Source organism: Acinetobacter genomosp. 15BJ, from assembly GCF_000400715.1.
GTDB lineage: Bacteria > Pseudomonadota > Gammaproteobacteria > Pseudomonadales > Moraxellaceae > Acinetobacter.
In genome coordinates this window covers 151,491-169,427 of the sequence record NZ_KE007350.1, presented here as the reverse complement: position 1 = coordinate 169,427, position 17,937 = coordinate 151,491, and the positions used below count along the sequence as shown (strand labels likewise).

The window sequence follows — 17,937 nt, the reverse complement described above, 5'->3', positions numbered from 1 at the left end:
ATCAAGGAAATGTGATGAGAATCTCCGATCAAGTGGTCATGAAATTACAGACACTCATTGAGCAACGTCAGATGAAAAAGGGTGATCGTCTACCTGCTGAGCGTCAACTTGCAACCAGTTTAGGGGTATCTCGTCCATCCTTACGTGAAGCGATCCAACAGTTGAATAGCCAGGGCGTGCTCAGTAGCCGCCGTGGTGATGGGACATATATCCAACAATTACCTGAGCAGTGGCCGCAACAGCTCATCGTCAATCCAATCAGTCATTTGATTGAAGAAGATCCGTTGTACCGTTTTGATGTACAGGAAGCGCGGCTTTTGCTAGAAGGCGGCACTGCATGGTATGCCGCTCTGCGTTCGACCCCTGAGGATCGTGCCAAAATTCATCATTGTTTTGATGAGATCAGCCGTTATCAAAATGCAGGCGATTCAGCTCGGGCGGCAGTGGCGGATGCTGAATTTCATCTGGCGATTGCCGAAGCTTCACACAATATTGTGCTGATTCAAATGATGCGTAGTCTGTTTGATTTGCTGCAATACAACGTCTTGCTCGGGCGTAACAAAGTTTATAACCATCCTGTTAATGGTGACTTGCTCAGTGAGCAGCATTTTCAGGTGATGGATGCGATTGATCGTCAAGATCCCGAGGCCGCACGCCAAGCCGTGTGTGGTCATATTGAATTTGTGATTAATCATGTACGTGCTCTGGACGAAAATGAAGCTCGCCAGAAACGTGCAACACGTTTAACTAGATTGGATTCAAAATGATTATTTCTTCTGGCAATGATTATCGTGCTGCGGCACAGCGCCGTTTACCGCCTTTTTTATTTCACTATATTGATGGTGGAGCGTATTCGGAACATACCTTAAAACGTAATGTGCAGGATCTTTCAGACATCGCCTTACGTCAGCGGGTGCTGAATGACATGTCGGCATTGAGTCTGGAAACCAAGCTGTTTAACGAAACCTTGTCCATGCCAGTGGCTTTGGCACCTGTGGGTTTAACTGGTATGTACGCACGTCGTGGTGAAGTTCAGGCCGCAGTGGCAGCAGATCAAAAAGGCATTCCATTTACCTTATCGACAGTTTCAGTCTGTCCGATTGAGGAAGTGGCGCCTGTGATTCAACGTCCAATGTGGTTTCAGCTCTATGTATTACGTGATCGTGGCTTTATGCGTAATGCGCTGGAACGTGCCAAAGCAGCAGGCTGCTCGACACTAGTGTTTACCGTGGATATGCCTGTGCCGGGCGCGCGTTATCGCGATGCACATTCAGGCATGAGTGGGCCAAATGCAGCGATGCGTCGTTATCTGCAATCGATGTTGCATCCGCATTGGGCATGGAATGTTGGCATGTGTGGTCGTCCGCATGATTTGGGTAATATTTCTAAGTATCTGGGTAAACCGACTGGGCTTGAAGATTATATCGGCTGGTTAGGTTCTAACTTTGACCCGTCAATCTCATGGAAAGATTTGGAATGGATTCGTGAGTTTTGGGATGGCCCGATGGTGATTAAGGGTATTCTGGACCCTGAAGATGCTAAAGATGCGGTGCGCTTTGGTGCGGATGGTATTGTGGTGTCGAATCATGGTGGGCGTCAGTTGGATGGGGTGATGTCTTCTGCACGGGCCTTGCCTGCGATTGCCGATGCGGTGAAGGGTGATCTGGCGATTCTGGCAGACTCAGGCATCCGTAATGGTCTGGATGTGGTACGCATGTTGGCGCTTGGTGCAGATACGGTGTTATTGGGCCGTGCCTTTGTGTATGCCTTGGCAGCAGCAGGTGGGCAAGGGGTGTCGAACTTATTGGATCTGATTGAGAAGGAAATGCGGGTAGCAATGACGTTGACGGGTGCTAAGTCGATTCAAGAGATTAATGCTGATTGTTTGGTACAGGCTTTGAAGCTCTAAATTTTCGTATTAATACGTCGCTTGTCTATTTCTGATGAGATTGGCGCGACGGAGTCTTATCGAGAAAAGTTCGATATAAGCCGTTAACAGACGTTACTTTTTTAAAAAAGTAACCAAAAACCTTTGCTTCGATGACGGTACGTCCTTGCTACCGCATCGAAGCAGGCGGCATCCCTGCCGCCAACCACGATAGTAAATATAGGGCTGATTCGTATTGAAGAATGAGCTACTCGAATGACAAATACTAAGATTCTGTCGTGCTGGTCTAAGTTTATAAATGGATGATCCTAAGGAGCCATCATGCAAACATTTTCTCCCAAAGTGGTGATTGATCGTTTACAGCAGATTGTTGGACGTCAGCATGTACTGAGTGATGATCAAAGTACCCGCCAGTATCGTCAAGGTCGTCGTTTTGGTGAGGGTAAAGTCTTTGCAGTGGTCATCCCTGGCACCTTGCTGGAACAATGGCAGGTGCTACAAGCCGCCATCGAAGCCGATTGTATTGTCATCATGCAAGCGGCCAATACGGGCCTGACGGGTGGCTCAACGCCCTATGGCGATGATTATGATCGACCTGTTTTGGTGATGAGTACGCGCCGTTTAAAAGGCATCCAAGTCATTCATGACGGCAAGCAGGTGATTTGTTTGCCGGGGGCGACCTTGGACAATCTGGAGCAGATACTGAAAGGCTATGATCGTGAGCCGCATTCGGTGATTGGTTCTTCCTGTATCGGTGCTTCGGTGTTAGGTGGGGTGTGTAACAATTCAGGTGGCGCTTTGGTACGTCGTGGGCCTGCCTATACCGAACTGGCGCTATACGCACAGGTCAATGCGCAAGGTCAATTGGAATTGGTGAATCATCTGGGTGTGAACTTAGGCTCAACCCCAGAAGACATCCTGACCCGTTTAGAGCAGCAGCAATACCAAGCCATCGATATTCTGGATGATGCTGAAAAGCAGGCATCCGATCAGCGTTATGCGCAAGATGTCACTCAGGTCGATGCGGATAGTCCTGCACGCTTTAATGCCGATCCATCGCGTCTGTTTGAAGCTTCGGGTTCGGCAGGCAAAGTCTGTGTGTTTGCAGTGCGTCTCGATACCTATGAAAAGGTAGAGAGCAGCGTTTTCTATATTGGCACAAATGATGCCGATGATCTGACTGCGATTCGTCGCTATTTACTCACTTCATTGCCAAGCTTGCCAATTGCAGGGGAATACATTCACCGTGATGCGTATCATATTGGCGAAAAATACGGCAAAGATACCTTCCTGTTTATTGAGAAATTCGGTACGGCCAATGTACCGAAGGCCTTCGCGCTTAAGGATAAGGTCGATGGCTTTTTAGAAAAATTTAAAATCAAAGGGCTGACCGATCATATTTTACAAGCGGTCACTTCGTTGTTACCGAGCCATTTACCGAAACGGATGACTGAGTATCGTGATCGTTATGAACATCATCTGATGTTGCGAGTTGAAAATAATTGCAAAGCCCAGACCGCGCAATTTTTACAAGACTATTTTGCAGTGCATGCCTCAGGCAATTTCTTTCTTTGCGATGCTGATGAAGGGCGTAAAGCCTTTTTGCATCGTTTTGCGGTAGCAGGTGCCGCGATTCGTTATCGTGACACCCATCGGGATGAGGTTGAAGATATTGTGGCATTAGACATTGCATTACGCCGTAATGACCGTGAATGGGTCGAGCAATTGCCTGCGGAGATGGAACAGCAGATCATTCATAAACTCTATTACGGGCACTTTTTTTGTCATGTCTTTCATCAGGATTACATCCTTAAAAAGGGTAATGATCCTTTAGCGATGGAACATCAGATGTGGCATTTACTGGATGCTCGCCGTGCCGAATATCCTGCCGAGCATAATGTTGGCCATCTGTATATTGCCAAGCCTGCATTGGCCAATTTCTATCAGAAACTTGATCCGAATAATTGTTTTAATGTCGGGATTGGACAGACTTCTAAATTGAAGTATTGGGGTAAGGCCAAGTCCTAAATCCCAAAAAAACAGGCAATAAAAAAGGCGCTTCAAGCGCCTTTTTTATGCGTGATAACTTAAGCTGTTGCCGCAGATTTTGCTAAAACTTCAGCCACTGCTTTGGCAACTTTGTATATGTTGTTCATGTTTAGACCTGCAACACAAATACGGCCACTGCGTACCAAGTAGATTGCATATTCTTCACGAAGAATGTCCACTTGCTCAGCGGTTAAACCAGTGTAGCTGAACATGCCTTTTTGGTTCACAAGGTAGCTAAAGTCACGCTCAGGAAGGGCTTTAGTTAGCTCATCTTTTAAGATGCTACGCATTTTGATAATACGTTCACGCATCTCTTTCACTTCGCCTTGCCATTGTTGATTGAGATCAGCGTCATTTAACACTTGATCAACCAACCATGCACCTGTTGTTGGCGGGCTAGAGTAGATACGACGTACCGTTGCTTTCAACTGACCGAATGTGCATTTTGCTGCCTCAGCATCGTCACATACGAAAGTCAAACCGCCAACACGCTCACCGTAAAGTGAGAAGATTTTTGAGAATGAATTGCTGACAATAAAGTTTAGACCTGCTTGGTCTAAGGCACGAATGGCATAAGCATCTTGTTCCATATCATCGCCAAAACCTTGGTAAGCGATGTCGAGGAATGGAATCAGGTTACGTTCTTTTAATACCACAATCACTTGATCCCATTGTGCTGGGTTTAAGTCTGCACCTGTTGGGTTATGGCAGCATGGGTGCAATAACACAATACTTTGTTCTGGCAATGTTTTCAGTGTAGACAACATCCCATCAAAATCAACGCCACGTGTTTCGGCATCGAAGTATGGGTAGAAGTTGCTCTTGATGCCTGCACCATTGAAGATCGCAACGTGGTTATCCCAAGTTGGCTGGCTCACCCAAACTTCTGAATTCGGGAAATAGGTTTTTAAGAAGTCTGCGCCGACTTTTAATGCGCCAGAACCACCAAGCGTTTGAATCGTTGCAACACGACCTTGTTGAATTGCAGGGCTGTTTGCACCAAACAATAAGGCTTGAATCGCATCACGGTAAGGTTTGAAACCTTCCATTGGTAAATAAAGCTTGGTTTGCGTATTTTTAGGTGCAATACGTTTTTGCGCTTCGATAATGGTATCAAGCTGAGGAACGATACTGTCTTCGTTATAGTACAAACCAATACTGAGGTTTACCTTTTCAGCACGTGGATCAGCATTGAACTGTTCCATCAATGAAAGGATTGGATCGCCTGCATAAGGTGGGATATGTTGAAACATTAACAATGTCCTTTTCTTCAACAAAGTGCATAGATGTCTGGAGAGGTTGGCGCTTCAGAAGCGGAACCTTAGATGCCCAATAATGTATCAATAAAGACTGCATGAAGCACGCTGTTATTTACATTTTGGTGCAGTATTTACTTACAAAATTTGTCGCTACAAGCTGATTATAAAGATTGTCTACAATCAAGCTGTCATACCATGGTCGTAGCATTAACAGTCTAAGCCTGCTCAGTCAATCAAAGCTTAGGGTTGAGTGATGAGTGGTAATATTATTAAGTTATTGTTTTATCTGTTTTTATATAAGGTTTTTGGCAGTGTATTGATCAGCCACTGAGTGATCGCAATCTAGTCGAATTGAAAGCACCAGTCTAATTTATTGTCGACAATCCTATTGCATTTTTTCTTTTATCTGGTTATAAAATCATAAAAATTGTAGAGATTGTCGACAATATGCAAGATACCCTTGTTCCTCAAGCCCTCAGCACCAGTCAGGGAATGACCCTGACGGAACACGTATTCAAGCAAATTCAGTCGGCGATTGTATTGGGACATATTCCTGCGGGCAGCAAGATTTCAGAACCTGAACTGGCACGGATGTATGGCATCAGTCGCGGGCCTTTACGTGAAGCGATTCACCGTCTGGAAGGGCAGAAACTGGTAGAGCGAACTGCGCATGTCGGTGCCCGTGTGGTGTCACTGTCGCTACAGCAGTTTCAGGAACTCTATCAAATCCGTGCTTCTTTAGAAGGCTTGGCGTGTAAACTCGCAGCACAGCATATTGATAAAAAACAGATTCTGGCCTTGCGTGATGTATTGCGTATGCATGCCGAGGATGAAAACTTTAAAGCAGGCAAGGGCTACTATCTGCAAGAAGGTCAGGACGATTTCCATTACTGCATTATCAAAAGCAGTGGCAATAAAACCCTAGAAAAAATGTTATGCGATGAGCTGTATCACCTCATTCGTATGTATCGAATCCAGTTTTCAAATACCCCAGATCGACCAAGCAAAGCTTGGGACGAACATATCCGCATTTTAGATGCGATTGCCGAAGGTGACGGTGAGCTTGCCGAAATGCTGATGCACCGTCACATCAATGCATCTTACAAAATTGTTGAGCAAACATTGCTACAAAATCAAGGAGAACAACAACATGGCTAAACAGTCTGCTGGTCAGCTATTCCGCGACGCGGTCGCAAATGAAAAACCATTACAAGTGGTCGGTGCGATCAATGCCAACCATGCGTTATTGGCGAAACGTGCAGGCTATAAGGCGATCTATTTGTCAGGTGGTGGTGTTGCGGCTGGTTCTTTGGGTTTACCTGATTTAGGCATCAGTAACCTTGATGATGTCTTGACCGATGTACGCCGTATTACTGATGTGTGTGATCTGCCGTTATTGGTTGATGTCGACACTGGTTTCGGTGCTTCTGCATTTAATATCGCGCGTACGACCAAGTCGATGATCAAGTTCGGTGCTGCTGCAATGCACATCGAAGACCAAGTCGGCGCCAAGCGTTGTGGTCACCGCCCGAATAAAGCCATCGTAACTCAACAAGAAATGGTCGATCGTATTAAAGCCGCGGTCGATGCACGTACCGATGACAGCTTTGTGATCATGGCACGTACTGATGCACTTGCAGTTGAAGGCTTGCAGGCAGCGATTGACCGTGCAGGGGCGTATATCGAAGCGGGTGCGGACATGCTGTTCCCAGAAGCGATCACTGAATTGGCCATGTATAAGCAATTTGCTGATCTGACTAAAGTACCCGTTTTAGCCAATATCACCGAATTTGGTTCAACGCCATTATTTACCACTGAAGAATTGGCTTCTGCCGATGTCAGCATTGCGCTCTATCCACTTTCTGCATTCCGTGCCATGAACAAGGCTGCAGAAAATGTCTATGAGACCTTGCGTAAAGAAGGCACGCAAAAGAATGTGGTCGATACCATGCAAACCCGTCAAGAACTGTATGAACGCATTAACTACCATGCGTTTGAACAATATCTTGATGCATCGTTTGAAAAAGCAAAATAAGAAATCCCCCTAAATCCCCCTTTTTCAAAGGGGGACTTCCCTCCCTTTGGAAAGGGAGGTGAGGAGCGGTTGTAGCTCCGCAAGTGGGATTTTAGAACTCATAATTCACATAGAAAGAACAGAAAAGGACAATCTTATGAGCAGTAATGAAACACCAACAGGCTTCAAACCAAAAAAATCAGTTGCACTCAGCGGACAAGTGGCAGGCAACACTGCACTCTGTACCGTAGGCCGCAGCGGTAACGACTTACACTATCGTGGCTATGACATTCTCGACCTTGCAGTCGGTAGCCAGTTTGAAGAAGTGGCACACCTCTTGGTACACGGCAAACTCCCAAACAAAGCCGAACTCAAAGCTTATAAAGCAAAATTAAAAGCATTGCGTGGCTTACCTGCTGCATTGAAAACCGCACTTGAACAACTTCCACCATCTGCACACCCAATGGATGTGATGCGTACGGGCGTCTCTGTACTGGGTTGCTTAACCCCAGAACACGAAGATCACAACGAAGCAGGTGCAAAAGACATCGCTGATAAATTGATGGCAAGCTTAGGCTCAATGTTGTTGTACTGGTACCACTTCAGCAACAACGGTCGTCGCATTGAAGTGGAAACCAATGATGATTCGATTGCTGCACATTTCTTGCATCTCCTTCATGGCGAAGCGCCATCGGAAGAGTGGATTCAAGCTATGCACACCTCTTTGATTCTGTATGCAGAGCATGAGTTCAATGCATCAACCTTTACCTCTCGTGTAGTGGCAGGTACAGGTTCAGATATGTACTCAGCCATCACAGGCGGTATCGGTGCGCTGCGTGGGCCTAAACATGGTGGTGCCAATGAGGTTGCGTTCGTGATTCAACAACGTTACGACAATGCAGATGAAGCAGAAGCTGACATCCGTAGTCGTGTTGAGAAAAAAGAAGTGGTGATCGGTTTTGGTCACCCAGTTTATACCGTTTCTGATCCACGTAATGAAGTGATCAAGCAAGTGGCGCGTGAACTTGCTGAAGCACAAGAAAATACCAAGATGTATGTGATTGCTGAACGTTTAGAAGCGGTGATGAAAGAAGTGAAAAACATGTTCCCGAACCTCGACTGGTTCAGTGCAGTGAGCTATCACTTGATGGGTGTGCCAACAGCGATGTTTACCCCATTATTTGTGATTGCACGTACTGCGGGTTGGTCTGCACACGTGATTGAACAACGTCAGGATGGCAAAATCATTCGTCCAAGCGCGAATTATACTGGCCCTGAAAATCTTGAATTCAAACCATTGGCGGAGCGTGGTTAATGAACACAAAATATCGTAAACCGCTGGCAGGTACCCAGCTCGAATACTATGACGTGCGTCAAGCCGTTGAAGATATTCAGCCAGGCGCATACGAAAAGCTGCCATACACCTCGAAAGTGCTCGCTGAACAGCTGGTACGTAAAGCGGATGCAGAAAATTTAACGGCCTATTTAACCCAGTTAATCGAACGCCGTCAGGATCTGGATTTTCCATGGTATCCAGCGCGTGTCGTTTGTCATGATATCTTGGGGCAAACCGCATTGGTGGATCTTGCTGGTTTGCGTGATGCGATTGCCGATAAAGGCGGTGATCCTTCTAAGGTCAATCCTGTGGTGCCAACCCAGTTGATCGTCGATCACTCTTTGGCAGTGGAATTCGGCGGCTTTGATCCAGATGCGTTTGAGAAAAACCGTGCAATTGAAGATCGTCGTAACGAAGACCGTTTCCACTTTATTGAGTGGACTAAAACAGCTTTTAAAAATGTCGACGTGATCCCTGCGGGCAACGGCATCATGCATCAGATCAATTTGGAGAAAATGTCTCCAGTGATTCAAAACCGTGATGGCTTAGCTTTCCCTGATACCTGTGTCGGTACAGATTCACATACCCCACATACTGATGCGCTTGGCGTGATTTCAGTGGGTGTCGGTGGTTTGGAAGCTGAGAACGTGATGCTCGGCCGTGCATCTTGGATGCGTTTACCTGACATCATCGGGGTTGAGTTTGTTGGTCAGCGTCAAGCAGGCATTACTGCAACCGATATCGTCTTGGCATTGACTGAGTTCTTGCGTAAAGAACGTGTCGTTGGTGCTTACCTCGAGTTCTTTGGTGAAGGTGCTGACAGCATGTCTGTGGGCGACCGTGCCACCATCTCGAATATGACCCCAGAATATGGCGCAACTGCGGCAATGTTCTATATCGACCAGAACACGATTGACTATTTACGTCTGACCGGTCGTGAAGATGCGCAAGTGGCTTTGGTTGAACAATATGCCAAAGAAATTGGTCTTTGGGCATCGGATATGACCCAAGCTGAATATCCACGTGTACTTCGTTTTGATCTTTCAACGGTGACTCGTAACATTGCAGGCCCATCAAACCCACATGCACGTGTCTCTACTGCTGACTTGAAAGCAAAAGGTATTGCAGGGAATTTAGAGCTTGCCAAGGCACAAGAAGCAGAAGGTTTAATTCCTGATGGTGCGGTGATTATTGCGGCAATTACCTCTTGTACCAATACCTCTAACCCACGGAATACCGTTGCTGCAGGTCTATTGGCACGTAAAGCCAATGAACTGGGCTTGGTACGTAAACCTTGGGTGAAATCTTCATTTGCACCAGGTTCTAAGGCAGCTGCGCTGTATTTAGAAGAAGCGGGTGTGTTGGGTGATCTTGAGAAACTTGGTTTTGGTATTGTTGCTTACGCATGTACTACCTGTAACGGGATGTCGGGCGCACTTGATCCTGTGATTCAACAAGAAATTATTGAGCGTGACTTGTATGCGACAGCCGTGCTTTCGGGTAACCGTAACTTCGATGGCCGTATTCATCCATACGCAAAACAAGCGTTCTTGGCATCTCCGCCACTTGTGGTAGCGTATGCGATTGCAGGAACCATTCGTTTTGATATCGAAACAGATTCGCTCGGAAATGACAAAGACGGTAATCCAATTTACCTGAAAGATATCTGGCCTTCAGATGCTGAAATTGATGCTCTGGTGAAAGAAGCCGTGAAGCCTGAACAGTTCCGTAAAATCTATATTCCGATGTTTGATTTGGGGGTTAATGAAGAAGCGGCAAGCCCACTGTATGATTGGCGTCCAATGAGTACCTATATCCGTCGTCCTCCATACTGGGAAGGGGCGTTGGCTGCACCGCGTACTTTAGCCAACATGCGTCCGCTTGCGATTTTGGGTGACAACATCACTACCGATCACTTGTCACCATCGAATGCGATTGTGTTAGACAGTGCTTCAGGTGAGTATTTGGCGAAAATGGGTGTGCCTGAGGAAGACTTTAACTCTTATGCAACTCATCGTGGTGATCACTTAACCACGCAACGTGCAACCTTTGCCAACCCGAAACTGTTTAATGAAATGGTGGTTCGTTCAGACGGCACTATTAAGCAGGGTTCAAAAGCGCGTGTCGAGCCAGAAGGCGAAGTGATGCGTATGTGGGAAGCGATTGAAACCTACATGAACCGTAAACAACCGTTGATCATTGTGGCGGGTGCGGATTATGGTCAGGGTTCAAGCCGTGACTGGGCAGCCAAAGGTGTTCGCCTTGCAGGTGTTGAAGCGATTGTTGCCGAAGGTTTTGAGCGTATTCACCGTACTAACTTAGTGGGTATGGGTGTTTTACCACTTGAGTTTAAAGCTGGTGTAAACCGTAAGACCTTAAAGCTAGATGGTACTGAGCTTTATAGCGTGATTGGTAATATTGCACCGCGTTCGACTTTAACTTTAGTGATTGAGCGTGCCACAGCAGATGGTAAGGAAGAGATTGTTGAAGTGCCTGTGACCTGTCGCCTAGATACAGAAGAAGAAGTGTCTGTTTATGAAGCGGGTGGGGTATTACAACGTTTTGCACAAGACTTTTTAGAAGGTCAGGTGGCATAATACTTTGATCTGAAAATAATTGATTCAGTTTAATAAAAGCCCTATCTTAATGATGGGGTTTTATTTTTTGAGCGTATATGCGAGATTTAGGACAATTAGGTGAAAGCACTTTTGCAATGTGGTGTGCTCAAGTTGGTTTAATTGCAAATAATTCATCAATTGATAAAACTGGATGGGATTATTATGTAGAATTCCCAATATCTTCAAATATAACTACTCATGAATTACATAAATCAGCTTTTGAATGTAAAGTCCAAGTTAAAGCAACGGATAAGCAAGATAGGAAACTGCCTGTTACTGTTTCAAATCTTCGGCGGATGGCAACTTTACAAATGCCAGCGTTTTATATTTTTCTAGAATTTGATGGTAAGAATGAAGTTCAAAATGCATTTGTTTTACATATAGATAATGAATTGATTTATAAAATTCTTAAAAGAGTCCATCAAATAGAACAAAGTGAAAATAATAAAGATCTAAATAAGAGAACAATTACTCTTACTTATAGTGAACAGCAAAGAATTGAGAAATTAGATGGTGAAAATCTAAAACAAACTCTGCTGAAATATATAGGTGAAAACTATTCTGACTACATAGTTAGTAAAAATAAATACTTAAAAGAGTGTGGTTTTGAGGATGGATATGGGACGGTTCAATTCTCTATTGAAGGTGAAGATGGTATTCGGAAAATTATTGATGCTTCTTTGGGGTTAGAGGAGGAGATAGATGTCCAAAATTTAATTAATATTGAAAAGAGATTTGGAATACCATCTAAAAAGTCTAGTTTTGAAATACCTAACGCAAAATTAAGTTTAGGAATGCAACCACCAAAAAGAGGAAAAATTAGATTTAAAGAAGACAGCCTCTCTAGTGGTTTAGTATTTGATATAGTTTTTTATAACTCACCTTTTAGTTTTAATGAGTTTAGAGAATTTGCAAAATTTAGAGTTGTTGGTGATTTCTTTGATATGACTTTAGAGCCATATAAAAAGCAATCTAATTATAGTTTTACTTTAGGTGAGAATAAGAGGTTTGAGTTAAAAAAATTAAAAGATGCTATTGGTTTAATTGAGCTGATGAGTAGAGATAACCAAAATATTATTATGGTGTTGGAAATAGAAAATTTTAAGCCTTTACTCTTTGATTTAAAAACTAAATTTGTAAAAAGAGAGTTAAGTATATTTGATGACTTGTTGAGTAAGGCATTACAAATATGTTTTCAAAAGAAAATTTATGATGAAATATCTATTTCTATACAGGAATTATATAACTATAGAGAAGAAATTAAACAGTTTCATACTATAATTACTAAAACGAATGAATGTGATTTTAGAGCTGAGTTTGAGGTGGATAGTAAATATACATTTGAATTCGAGAAGACGACTTCGATTTCGGCCATATTTTGTAGGTTAGGTAGTCATGGTATAGGAGCAATCCTAACAATTATTGGTAAACCTGAGGAAATATCAGAAAATAAATTTAGGATTGATAAAGGTGAGTTAATGATAGAAAGAATCCTGGTTTTTACGCGAGAACATGAAAATATTAATGAAGATATTAGTAGAGTAATAAAAAGTACAATAAGCAAATATACAGATACATATGATGTTTTTTATAACTGGGGGGATGAAGCTGTATAGAATGCCTGACATTCCTATAGAAATATTTCATATATGATTTGTGCCGTATTTTATGAAATTATTTTTAGAGAGAAAAGTATAAATTTTACTCTTCACCTTTCCGCCATCACCACTCGTCGGAAAGGTCAATAAATAATCAAAACTATCACGCTATAGTATATGTACCATTTCTAAAATCTATGGAGAGCAAAGATGGTCACTGCTGGCGAAAAACCTGGAACAGGCTTCTATTTTTGTGTTCAATGCGGACACCGCACCTATTTAGAAATTGGTACTGATCGTTTACCTCCGTGTACCAAATGCCTTGGCAATCAATTCAACAGTAAGAATGCCTAAGCCGCAAAACACCAAACAGTTATCCACTGTTTGAATAAAAGCCCTATCCCTTGATAGGGCTTTTTGTTACCTTAAAAATAAGATGTAAATAACAAGACCTGTCATAGGCATAGAAAGGTAATCCGTGATGGAAACAATTTTAGGACTCTGTATTGGTGTTGGACTCAGCGCAGCCTGTGGCTTTCGCGTCTTTGTACCGCTATTGGCCATGAGTATTGCTACCCTCATGGGATGGTATCAACCTGCCCAAGGTTTTGAATGGCTGGCACTTCCTTCGGTCTGTATGGCACTGGGCTTTGCCACGATCTGTGAAATTGCGGCTTACTATGTGCCGTGGGTAGATAATCTATTAGATACCATTGCTACACCTGCGGCTGTGGTGGCAGGTACACTGACCACGATGGCAGTCAGCAGTGGTGAAATGTCCCAGTTTGCCACTTGGGCAGCGGCACTGATTGTCGGTGGTGGAACAGCAGGCGTAGTGCAAATGAGTACCGTAGCGGCACGTGGGGTTTCGACGGCAACCACAGGTGGGCTGGGTAATTTTGTGATCTCGACAGGTGAGTTGATAGGTTCAGTTGTGTTATCAATTTTGGCTTTTATCATGCCTGTGGTGATTACGGTCTTGGTGATTATTCTTATTATTGTTGCCGCACGTTGGATTCATGCAAAACGCCAAGAGCAAGCCACTCCTGCACGGTAAGCTTATATTTTAAAATCTATAATTTTTATATTGTGAATACGGATAATAAAAACGCTTCTTTAGGAGTTATAAGTAGATGTCACTTCGTTTGATCAAACCTCATTCAAGGTTTAAACAGAGTTATAACGACTATATGGATGAACTTGCTGATGAAGAACGTTACCCGCTCACATTGGACTTTGATCACACAGATTTTGACAAGTTTTTGAATAAATTAGAACAATATGAAAAAGGGCAATATTTACAAGAAGGACATGTAGCCAATATTACGTATTGGTTAGTCGATGATAATGAAATTATCGGTGTGTCGAATCTAAGACCTCAGCTCAATGCACAGATTCAACATTGTGGTGGACATATTGGTTTAGGGATTCGTCCTTCTAAACGCAGACAAAATTTAGGTACTAAGTTATTGCAACTTACCATTCAGGAAGCGTGGGAGCTGGGCTTAACGCAATTGCATATACATTGCTATAAATCCAATTTGGCTTCTGCAAAGATGATTCAAGCAAATAATGGCTATCTTGATTCTGAAATTACCCTAGATCAAGTGATTCAAAGATACGTGTTAAATAAATCAATAGAAAAAATCTAAGTTGGTGCTGAGCAAATAAATGCTTGGTGTGAATGTTAATCGATATTAAAAAATGATGGACTTATGAAAACTCAACTCATTGCCGCCTTACTCTTATTTTCAGGCTTAGCGATACTGCCACAAGTCAGCTTTGCCCAACAACAACCATCGGCAGAAGAACTGAAACTGCGCAAAGATAAAGTCACTTATAAAGCTTATATCCCTGAAAAATATCAACTCTTTGAGGCGATTGAAGGTGATCTCAATAAAGATGGTTTGAAGGATGTGGTGCTGATTGTTAAAGCGACTGATCCCAAAGCCTTTGTGGATGATGAATATCGTGGGCATTTAGACCGCAACCGCCGAGGTGCAATTGTATTACTCAATAAAAAAGGCAAATACAAACCCGTAGTGAGTAACCTCAACTGTTTTAGCTCAGAAAATGAAGATGGAGGTGTCTATTTCCCACCCGACCTATGGATGGAAATTAAAAATAACGTGTTGAGTGTTTATTATTCGCATGGACGTTATGGCTATTGGCGTTATCTATTTCGCTTGGAAGGCAATGATCTACGTCTGATTGGCTATGATGATTCAAATAATCATGGCCCCCTCATTCAAAGCCAAACCAGTATTAACTTTTTAACGGGCAGAAAAGTGATACGGAAAAATATGAGTGAAGATGAAGAAGCGGAGCCAAGGTTTAAAGAAACATGGAGCAAAATCAATCAGGCACCGATCTATCTCTCCAAAGTGAAGGACTTTAATGATTTAAGTTTTTAAAGACTGGCGACTATCGAAAAACCAGTCAGAACAGCGTAAATTAGCGGCACTGACAATATTGCGTTCAAGCTTATGATGCTTACTTGGATTCTGTTCACGCTCATGGCTGCATTTATGCAGGCTTGGCGCAATGCATTTCAAAAACAACTCAGTACGAGCGTGGATGTCTATGGCACCACACTGGCGAGATTTATCTTTTCACCGATCTTTGCTTTTAGCTATTTGGCCTTTCTCTATTGGCATCAGCCTGTCACAACATCGGTGCATTTTTCCGATAAATTCTGGCTGTATATCGTGATTGCAGGCATTAGTCAGATCTATGCCACAGCATTGATGGTCAAACTGTTTCAACAAAAGAACTATGCTATTGGGGTGGGACTGGCCAAAAGTGAAGCGATCTTGGCAGCCTTGGTCGGTGTGCTGTTCTTACAGGAGCATCTCAGTACTTGGGGTTGGGTTGGGGTGGTGATTGGAGGGCTTGCGGTATTTTTACTCAGTAAAGGCAAGCAACAGTCCGATCTGTCCTTTAAAACCTTGATGATTGGACTCGGGAGTGGCCTGTGTTTTGCCATAACCTCTTTATTGGTGCGTGAAGCCAGTTTAGAACTGAGCATGTTGCCATTCTTACATCGTGCTGCTTGGGTACTGTGCAGTCTGATCAGCTTCCAATGCATTGTACTGTTGGTCTATCTCGGATTTTTTAGCCGTCCGACCCTGTATAAAATGTGGCAACGTGTTGGCTTAACCTTAAGAGTCAGCATCTGTAGCTTTTTAGCTTCCGTCGGTTGGTTTAGTGCCATGAGTATGCAGACTGTGGCGATTGTGAAAACGCTAGGTCAGGTCGAAATTCTATTCAGTTTATTAATCTCAGCCTTCTTTTTTAAAGAAAAGCTCGCTAAAACTGATCATTTAGGCCTGTGGCTAGTGATTGTAGCAGCGATTATGGTGATTTGGGCTTAGATGAGAAGCTCTATTTGAAAAAATACACATGTAAATTTGATTTTATCGGAATATAAATCGTAGTTTTTTGTTAGATATGGGAAATATTTTAACTTTTGTAATGTAGTATGCAAAATTATTTCATTGATCATCGAAAATAGCTGTTTTTAGGAAAACAATCCCACAGTGATCTGCCTAAACTATGTCTCAAGGGTGTGAAAGGGATCGAAAAGAGTAGCATGCACCGACGCTTATAAAGCAAGTGTGTACGAACCCAAAAGGTCTCGATTCGGCTTAGGACGCTATAGATCAAAAGTTTATAGGCAAAGGTTATGGCTTACAAAGTCATAGGTGTTGAAGTAAACAACCTCTGTTTTCCCTTGATACCCTAAAAAATTTAATTGAAGAGAACATCAATAATTCGATCAAAATAATAAAAACTAGATCAATAAAACTAAAACTGAGTGTGAAACCAATCCTGTAATATGAATATTGTGAATATAAATCGATATTTTTATATTAAAAAACAAAGTGATATAATTATTTTTATATTAATAAATCAAAAAATCACAGCTATAGGTCAGCACTATAATGAATGAGTTCGAGCTTAAAATCCGCTATCCACATCAAATGAATCACAATGACATCGATCATATCGGTCGCTTTGATTTGGCAACGATTTTAACGAAGTTTGACGAGATGACTTGGCGTCAGCAGTTGGTTCGTCAATTACAACTCAATGGTGCTGATACCAGTTTTATTGTCAGCGATCATCGGACAGAACAGACCATTTCCATTACCCTTGATGCCTATGCCAAGTCACAACAGCTTGAATTCAAACTGGACAGTGATATTCCCGTCATCATACCTAAAAAAGATCTGTTTGGTTTGGTCACGCGTAAAAGCAAAGACAGTATTTCCTTTAAACAATTGAGCTTGGTGCGTGTCAAAGATTATCTGATTGCATTCTTAAATCGGGACATTGCTACATTAGAAGAGATCTATAAACAAGGTTTGGGCAAGGGTTTAAAAACGTCATCTTGATCGTAACAGCGATGAGGAAAATCAGCGGTTGCGAAAGCCGTTGGCGCAACTATAATCACTCCCCATCCTGTAACCGATTTAATTTGTTCTGCTGCCATGGCTCTAAACGACAATTTTATTTATACCCCGCCACAAGATCCTTTAGAAATCGTCTATGAAGATGATGATTTACTGGTGATCAATAAGCCTGCTGGGCTATTGTCTGTGATGGGGCGTTTACCTGAACATCAGGACAGTGCCTATTTACGGGTTTTAGAAAAATACCCTGCTGCCAAAGTCACGCATCGTCTGGATATGGCAACGTCGGGCTTACTCATGTTTGCCAAACACCGTGATGCAGAAGTGGCGATCAGTAAAATGTTTCAGGCACGTACTGTCAAAAAATACTATGTGGCCTTGGTACAGGGACAGATTCAGCCAGAGGGCAGTGTGGAAGTCCCGCTGATTACCGATTGGGAAAACCGCCCGCGTCAGATGGTGCACTTTGAGTTGGGTAAGCCTGCCAAAACCTTATTTCAGCTCATGCAATATGATGAAGTAAGTAATCAAAGCCGTGTCCGTTTAGAACCCGTCACAGGCCGTTCCCATCAATTACGCGTGCATATGATGCACATCGGCCATCCGATTATGGGCGATAAACTCTATCATCCTGAACCTGCCAAATTTCATTTAAAACGTATGGCGCTGCATGCGGCTTATTTGGCATTTCAACATCCTTTAAAAAAGCATGCAGTTGAACTCCATTCTGAGCTAAAGTTCTAAACACGACCAGAAATAG

The 17,937-nt window shown here is 43.1% G+C and carries 16 protein-coding genes; 15 read left to right on the top strand and 1 reads right to left on the bottom strand.

Going from position 1 to position 17,937, the window contains the following annotated elements; translation table 11 throughout:
- The first annotated feature begins 14 nt into the window (after positions 1–14).
- The 3 genes from lldR (at position 15) to dld (ending at position 3,916) form a co-directional block, all read left to right on the top strand.
- Positions 15–767, top strand: a complete 753-nt coding sequence (gene lldR, locus F896_RS02510; RefSeq protein WP_016164908.1) for a transcriptional regulator LldR — start codon at positions 15–17, stop codon at positions 765–767.
- On the top strand, positions 764–1,909 hold the full coding sequence (gene lldD / locus F896_RS02515) for an FMN-dependent L-lactate dehydrogenase LldD (RefSeq protein WP_016164907.1): 1,146 nt from the start codon (positions 764–766) through the stop codon (positions 1,907–1,909). The genes lldR and lldD overlap by 4 nt, the downstream gene beginning before the upstream one ends.
- Positions 1,910–2,209: 300 nt before the next feature.
- The gene (dld, locus tag F896_RS02520; protein WP_016164906.1) at positions 2,210–3,916 is read left to right on the top strand and encodes a D-lactate dehydrogenase; all 1,707 of its coding nucleotides are present in this window, start codon (positions 2,210–2,212) and stop codon (positions 3,914–3,916) included.
- A 59-nt stretch (positions 3,917–3,975) separates the two neighbouring features.
- On the opposite strand, the gene F896_RS02525 is transcribed toward dld, so the two are convergent.
- Positions 3,976–5,190, bottom strand: coding sequence for an amino acid aminotransferase (locus tag F896_RS02525; protein WP_016164905.1), 1,215 nt, complete (start codon positions 5,188–5,190; stop codon positions 3,976–3,978).
- Between the two features lie 453 nt (positions 5,191–5,643).
- On the opposite strand from F896_RS02525, the gene F896_RS02530 reads away from it, so the two are divergent.
- From F896_RS02530 to F896_RS02580, 12 genes are all read left to right on the top strand, one after another.
- Positions 5,644–6,354 (top strand): GntR family transcriptional regulator, encoded by a 711-nt coding sequence (locus F896_RS02530; RefSeq protein WP_005209855.1) that lies wholly within the window; start codon positions 5,644–5,646, stop codon positions 6,352–6,354.
- On the top strand, positions 6,347–7,231 hold the full coding sequence (gene prpB, locus F896_RS02535; protein WP_004801838.1) for a methylisocitrate lyase: 885 nt from the start codon (positions 6,347–6,349) through the stop codon (positions 7,229–7,231). Before F896_RS02530 ends, prpB begins: the two co-directional genes overlap by 8 nt.
- 136 nt (positions 7,232–7,367) lie before the next feature.
- Entirely contained in the window at positions 7,368–8,525 is a 1,158-nt protein-coding gene (gene prpC / locus F896_RS02540) for a bifunctional 2-methylcitrate synthase/citrate synthase (RefSeq protein WP_004656677.1), read from the top strand.
- Entirely contained in the window at positions 8,525–11,143 is a 2,619-nt protein-coding gene (acnD, locus tag F896_RS02545; RefSeq protein WP_016164904.1) for a Fe/S-dependent 2-methylisocitrate dehydratase AcnD, read from the top strand. Before prpC ends, acnD begins: the two co-directional genes overlap by 1 nt.
- A gap of 77 nt (positions 11,144–11,220) precedes the next feature.
- Positions 11,221–12,780, top strand: coding sequence for a hypothetical protein (locus F896_RS02550; RefSeq protein ID WP_016164903.1), 1,560 nt, complete (start codon positions 11,221–11,223; stop codon positions 12,778–12,780).
- A 192-nt stretch (positions 12,781–12,972) separates the two neighbouring features.
- Positions 12,973–13,116 (top strand): zinc ribbon-containing protein, encoded by a 144-nt coding sequence (locus tag F896_RS20610; RefSeq protein WP_004637424.1) that lies wholly within the window; start codon positions 12,973–12,975, stop codon positions 13,114–13,116.
- Between the two features lie 127 nt (positions 13,117–13,243).
- Positions 13,244–13,819, top strand: a complete 576-nt coding sequence (locus tag F896_RS02555; protein WP_016164902.1) for a DUF4126 domain-containing protein — start codon at positions 13,244–13,246, stop codon at positions 13,817–13,819.
- A 76-nt stretch (positions 13,820–13,895) separates the two neighbouring features.
- Complete coding sequence (locus F896_RS02560; protein WP_016164901.1) at positions 13,896–14,414, top strand: GNAT family N-acetyltransferase; 519 nt, start codon at positions 13,896–13,898, stop codon at positions 14,412–14,414.
- Positions 14,415–14,477: 63 nt separating this feature from the next.
- Positions 14,478–15,176 carry a hypothetical protein gene (locus F896_RS02565; RefSeq protein WP_016164900.1) on the top strand — a complete coding sequence of 233 codons (699 nt, stop codon included), beginning with the start codon at positions 14,478–14,480 and terminating at the stop codon, positions 15,174–15,176.
- 72 nt (positions 15,177–15,248) lie between these two features.
- A complete protein-coding gene (locus F896_RS02570) occupies positions 15,249–16,136 on the top strand; it encodes a DMT family transporter (RefSeq protein ID WP_016164899.1) in 888 nt (295 codons plus the stop codon).
- A gap of 570 nt (positions 16,137–16,706) precedes the next feature.
- Positions 16,707–17,159 (top strand): hypothetical protein, encoded by a 453-nt coding sequence (locus F896_RS02575; RefSeq protein ID WP_016164898.1) that lies wholly within the window; start codon positions 16,707–16,709, stop codon positions 17,157–17,159.
- 96 nt (positions 17,160–17,255) lie between these two features.
- Positions 17,256–17,921, top strand: coding sequence for an RluA family pseudouridine synthase (locus F896_RS02580; protein WP_016164897.1), 666 nt, complete (start codon positions 17,256–17,258; stop codon positions 17,919–17,921).
- The last annotated feature ends 16 nt before the right edge of the window (positions 17,922–17,937 follow it).

What these genes read in the sequence shown, in the direction of transcription:
- lldR (WP_016164908.1), top strand. Translation starts at nt 15, where the DNA reads ATGAGAATCTCCGATCAAGTGGTCATGAAATTACAGACACTCATTGAG.
- lldD (WP_016164907.1), top strand. Translation starts at nt 764, where the DNA reads ATGATTATTTCTTCTGGCAATGATTATCGTGCTGCGGCACAGCGCCGT.
- dld (WP_016164906.1), top strand. Translation starts at nt 2,210, where the DNA reads ATGCAAACATTTTCTCCCAAAGTGGTGATTGATCGTTTACAGCAGATT.
- F896_RS02525 (WP_016164905.1), bottom strand. Translation starts at nt 5,190, where the DNA reads ATGTTTCAACATATCCCACCTTATGCAGGCGATCCAATCCTTTCATTG.
- F896_RS02530 (WP_005209855.1), top strand. Translation starts at nt 5,644, where the DNA reads ATGCAAGATACCCTTGTTCCTCAAGCCCTCAGCACCAGTCAGGGAATG.
- prpB (WP_004801838.1), top strand. Translation starts at nt 6,347, where the DNA reads ATGGCTAAACAGTCTGCTGGTCAGCTATTCCGCGACGCGGTCGCAAAT.
- prpC (WP_004656677.1), top strand. Translation starts at nt 7,368, where the DNA reads ATGAGCAGTAATGAAACACCAACAGGCTTCAAACCAAAAAAATCAGTT.
- acnD (WP_016164904.1), top strand. Translation starts at nt 8,525, where the DNA reads ATGAACACAAAATATCGTAAACCGCTGGCAGGTACCCAGCTCGAATAC.
- F896_RS02550 (WP_016164903.1), top strand. Translation starts at nt 11,221, where the DNA reads ATGCGAGATTTAGGACAATTAGGTGAAAGCACTTTTGCAATGTGGTGT.
- F896_RS20610 (WP_004637424.1), top strand. Translation starts at nt 12,973, where the DNA reads ATGGTCACTGCTGGCGAAAAACCTGGAACAGGCTTCTATTTTTGTGTT.
- F896_RS02555 (WP_016164902.1), top strand. Translation starts at nt 13,244, where the DNA reads ATGGAAACAATTTTAGGACTCTGTATTGGTGTTGGACTCAGCGCAGCC.
- F896_RS02560 (WP_016164901.1), top strand. Translation starts at nt 13,896, where the DNA reads ATGTCACTTCGTTTGATCAAACCTCATTCAAGGTTTAAACAGAGTTAT.
- F896_RS02565 (WP_016164900.1), top strand. Translation starts at nt 14,478, where the DNA reads ATGAAAACTCAACTCATTGCCGCCTTACTCTTATTTTCAGGCTTAGCG.
- F896_RS02570 (WP_016164899.1), top strand. Translation starts at nt 15,249, where the DNA reads ATGATGCTTACTTGGATTCTGTTCACGCTCATGGCTGCATTTATGCAG.
- F896_RS02575 (WP_016164898.1), top strand. Translation starts at nt 16,707, where the DNA reads ATGAATGAGTTCGAGCTTAAAATCCGCTATCCACATCAAATGAATCAC.
- F896_RS02580 (WP_016164897.1), top strand. Translation starts at nt 17,256, where the DNA reads ATGGCTCTAAACGACAATTTTATTTATACCCCGCCACAAGATCCTTTA.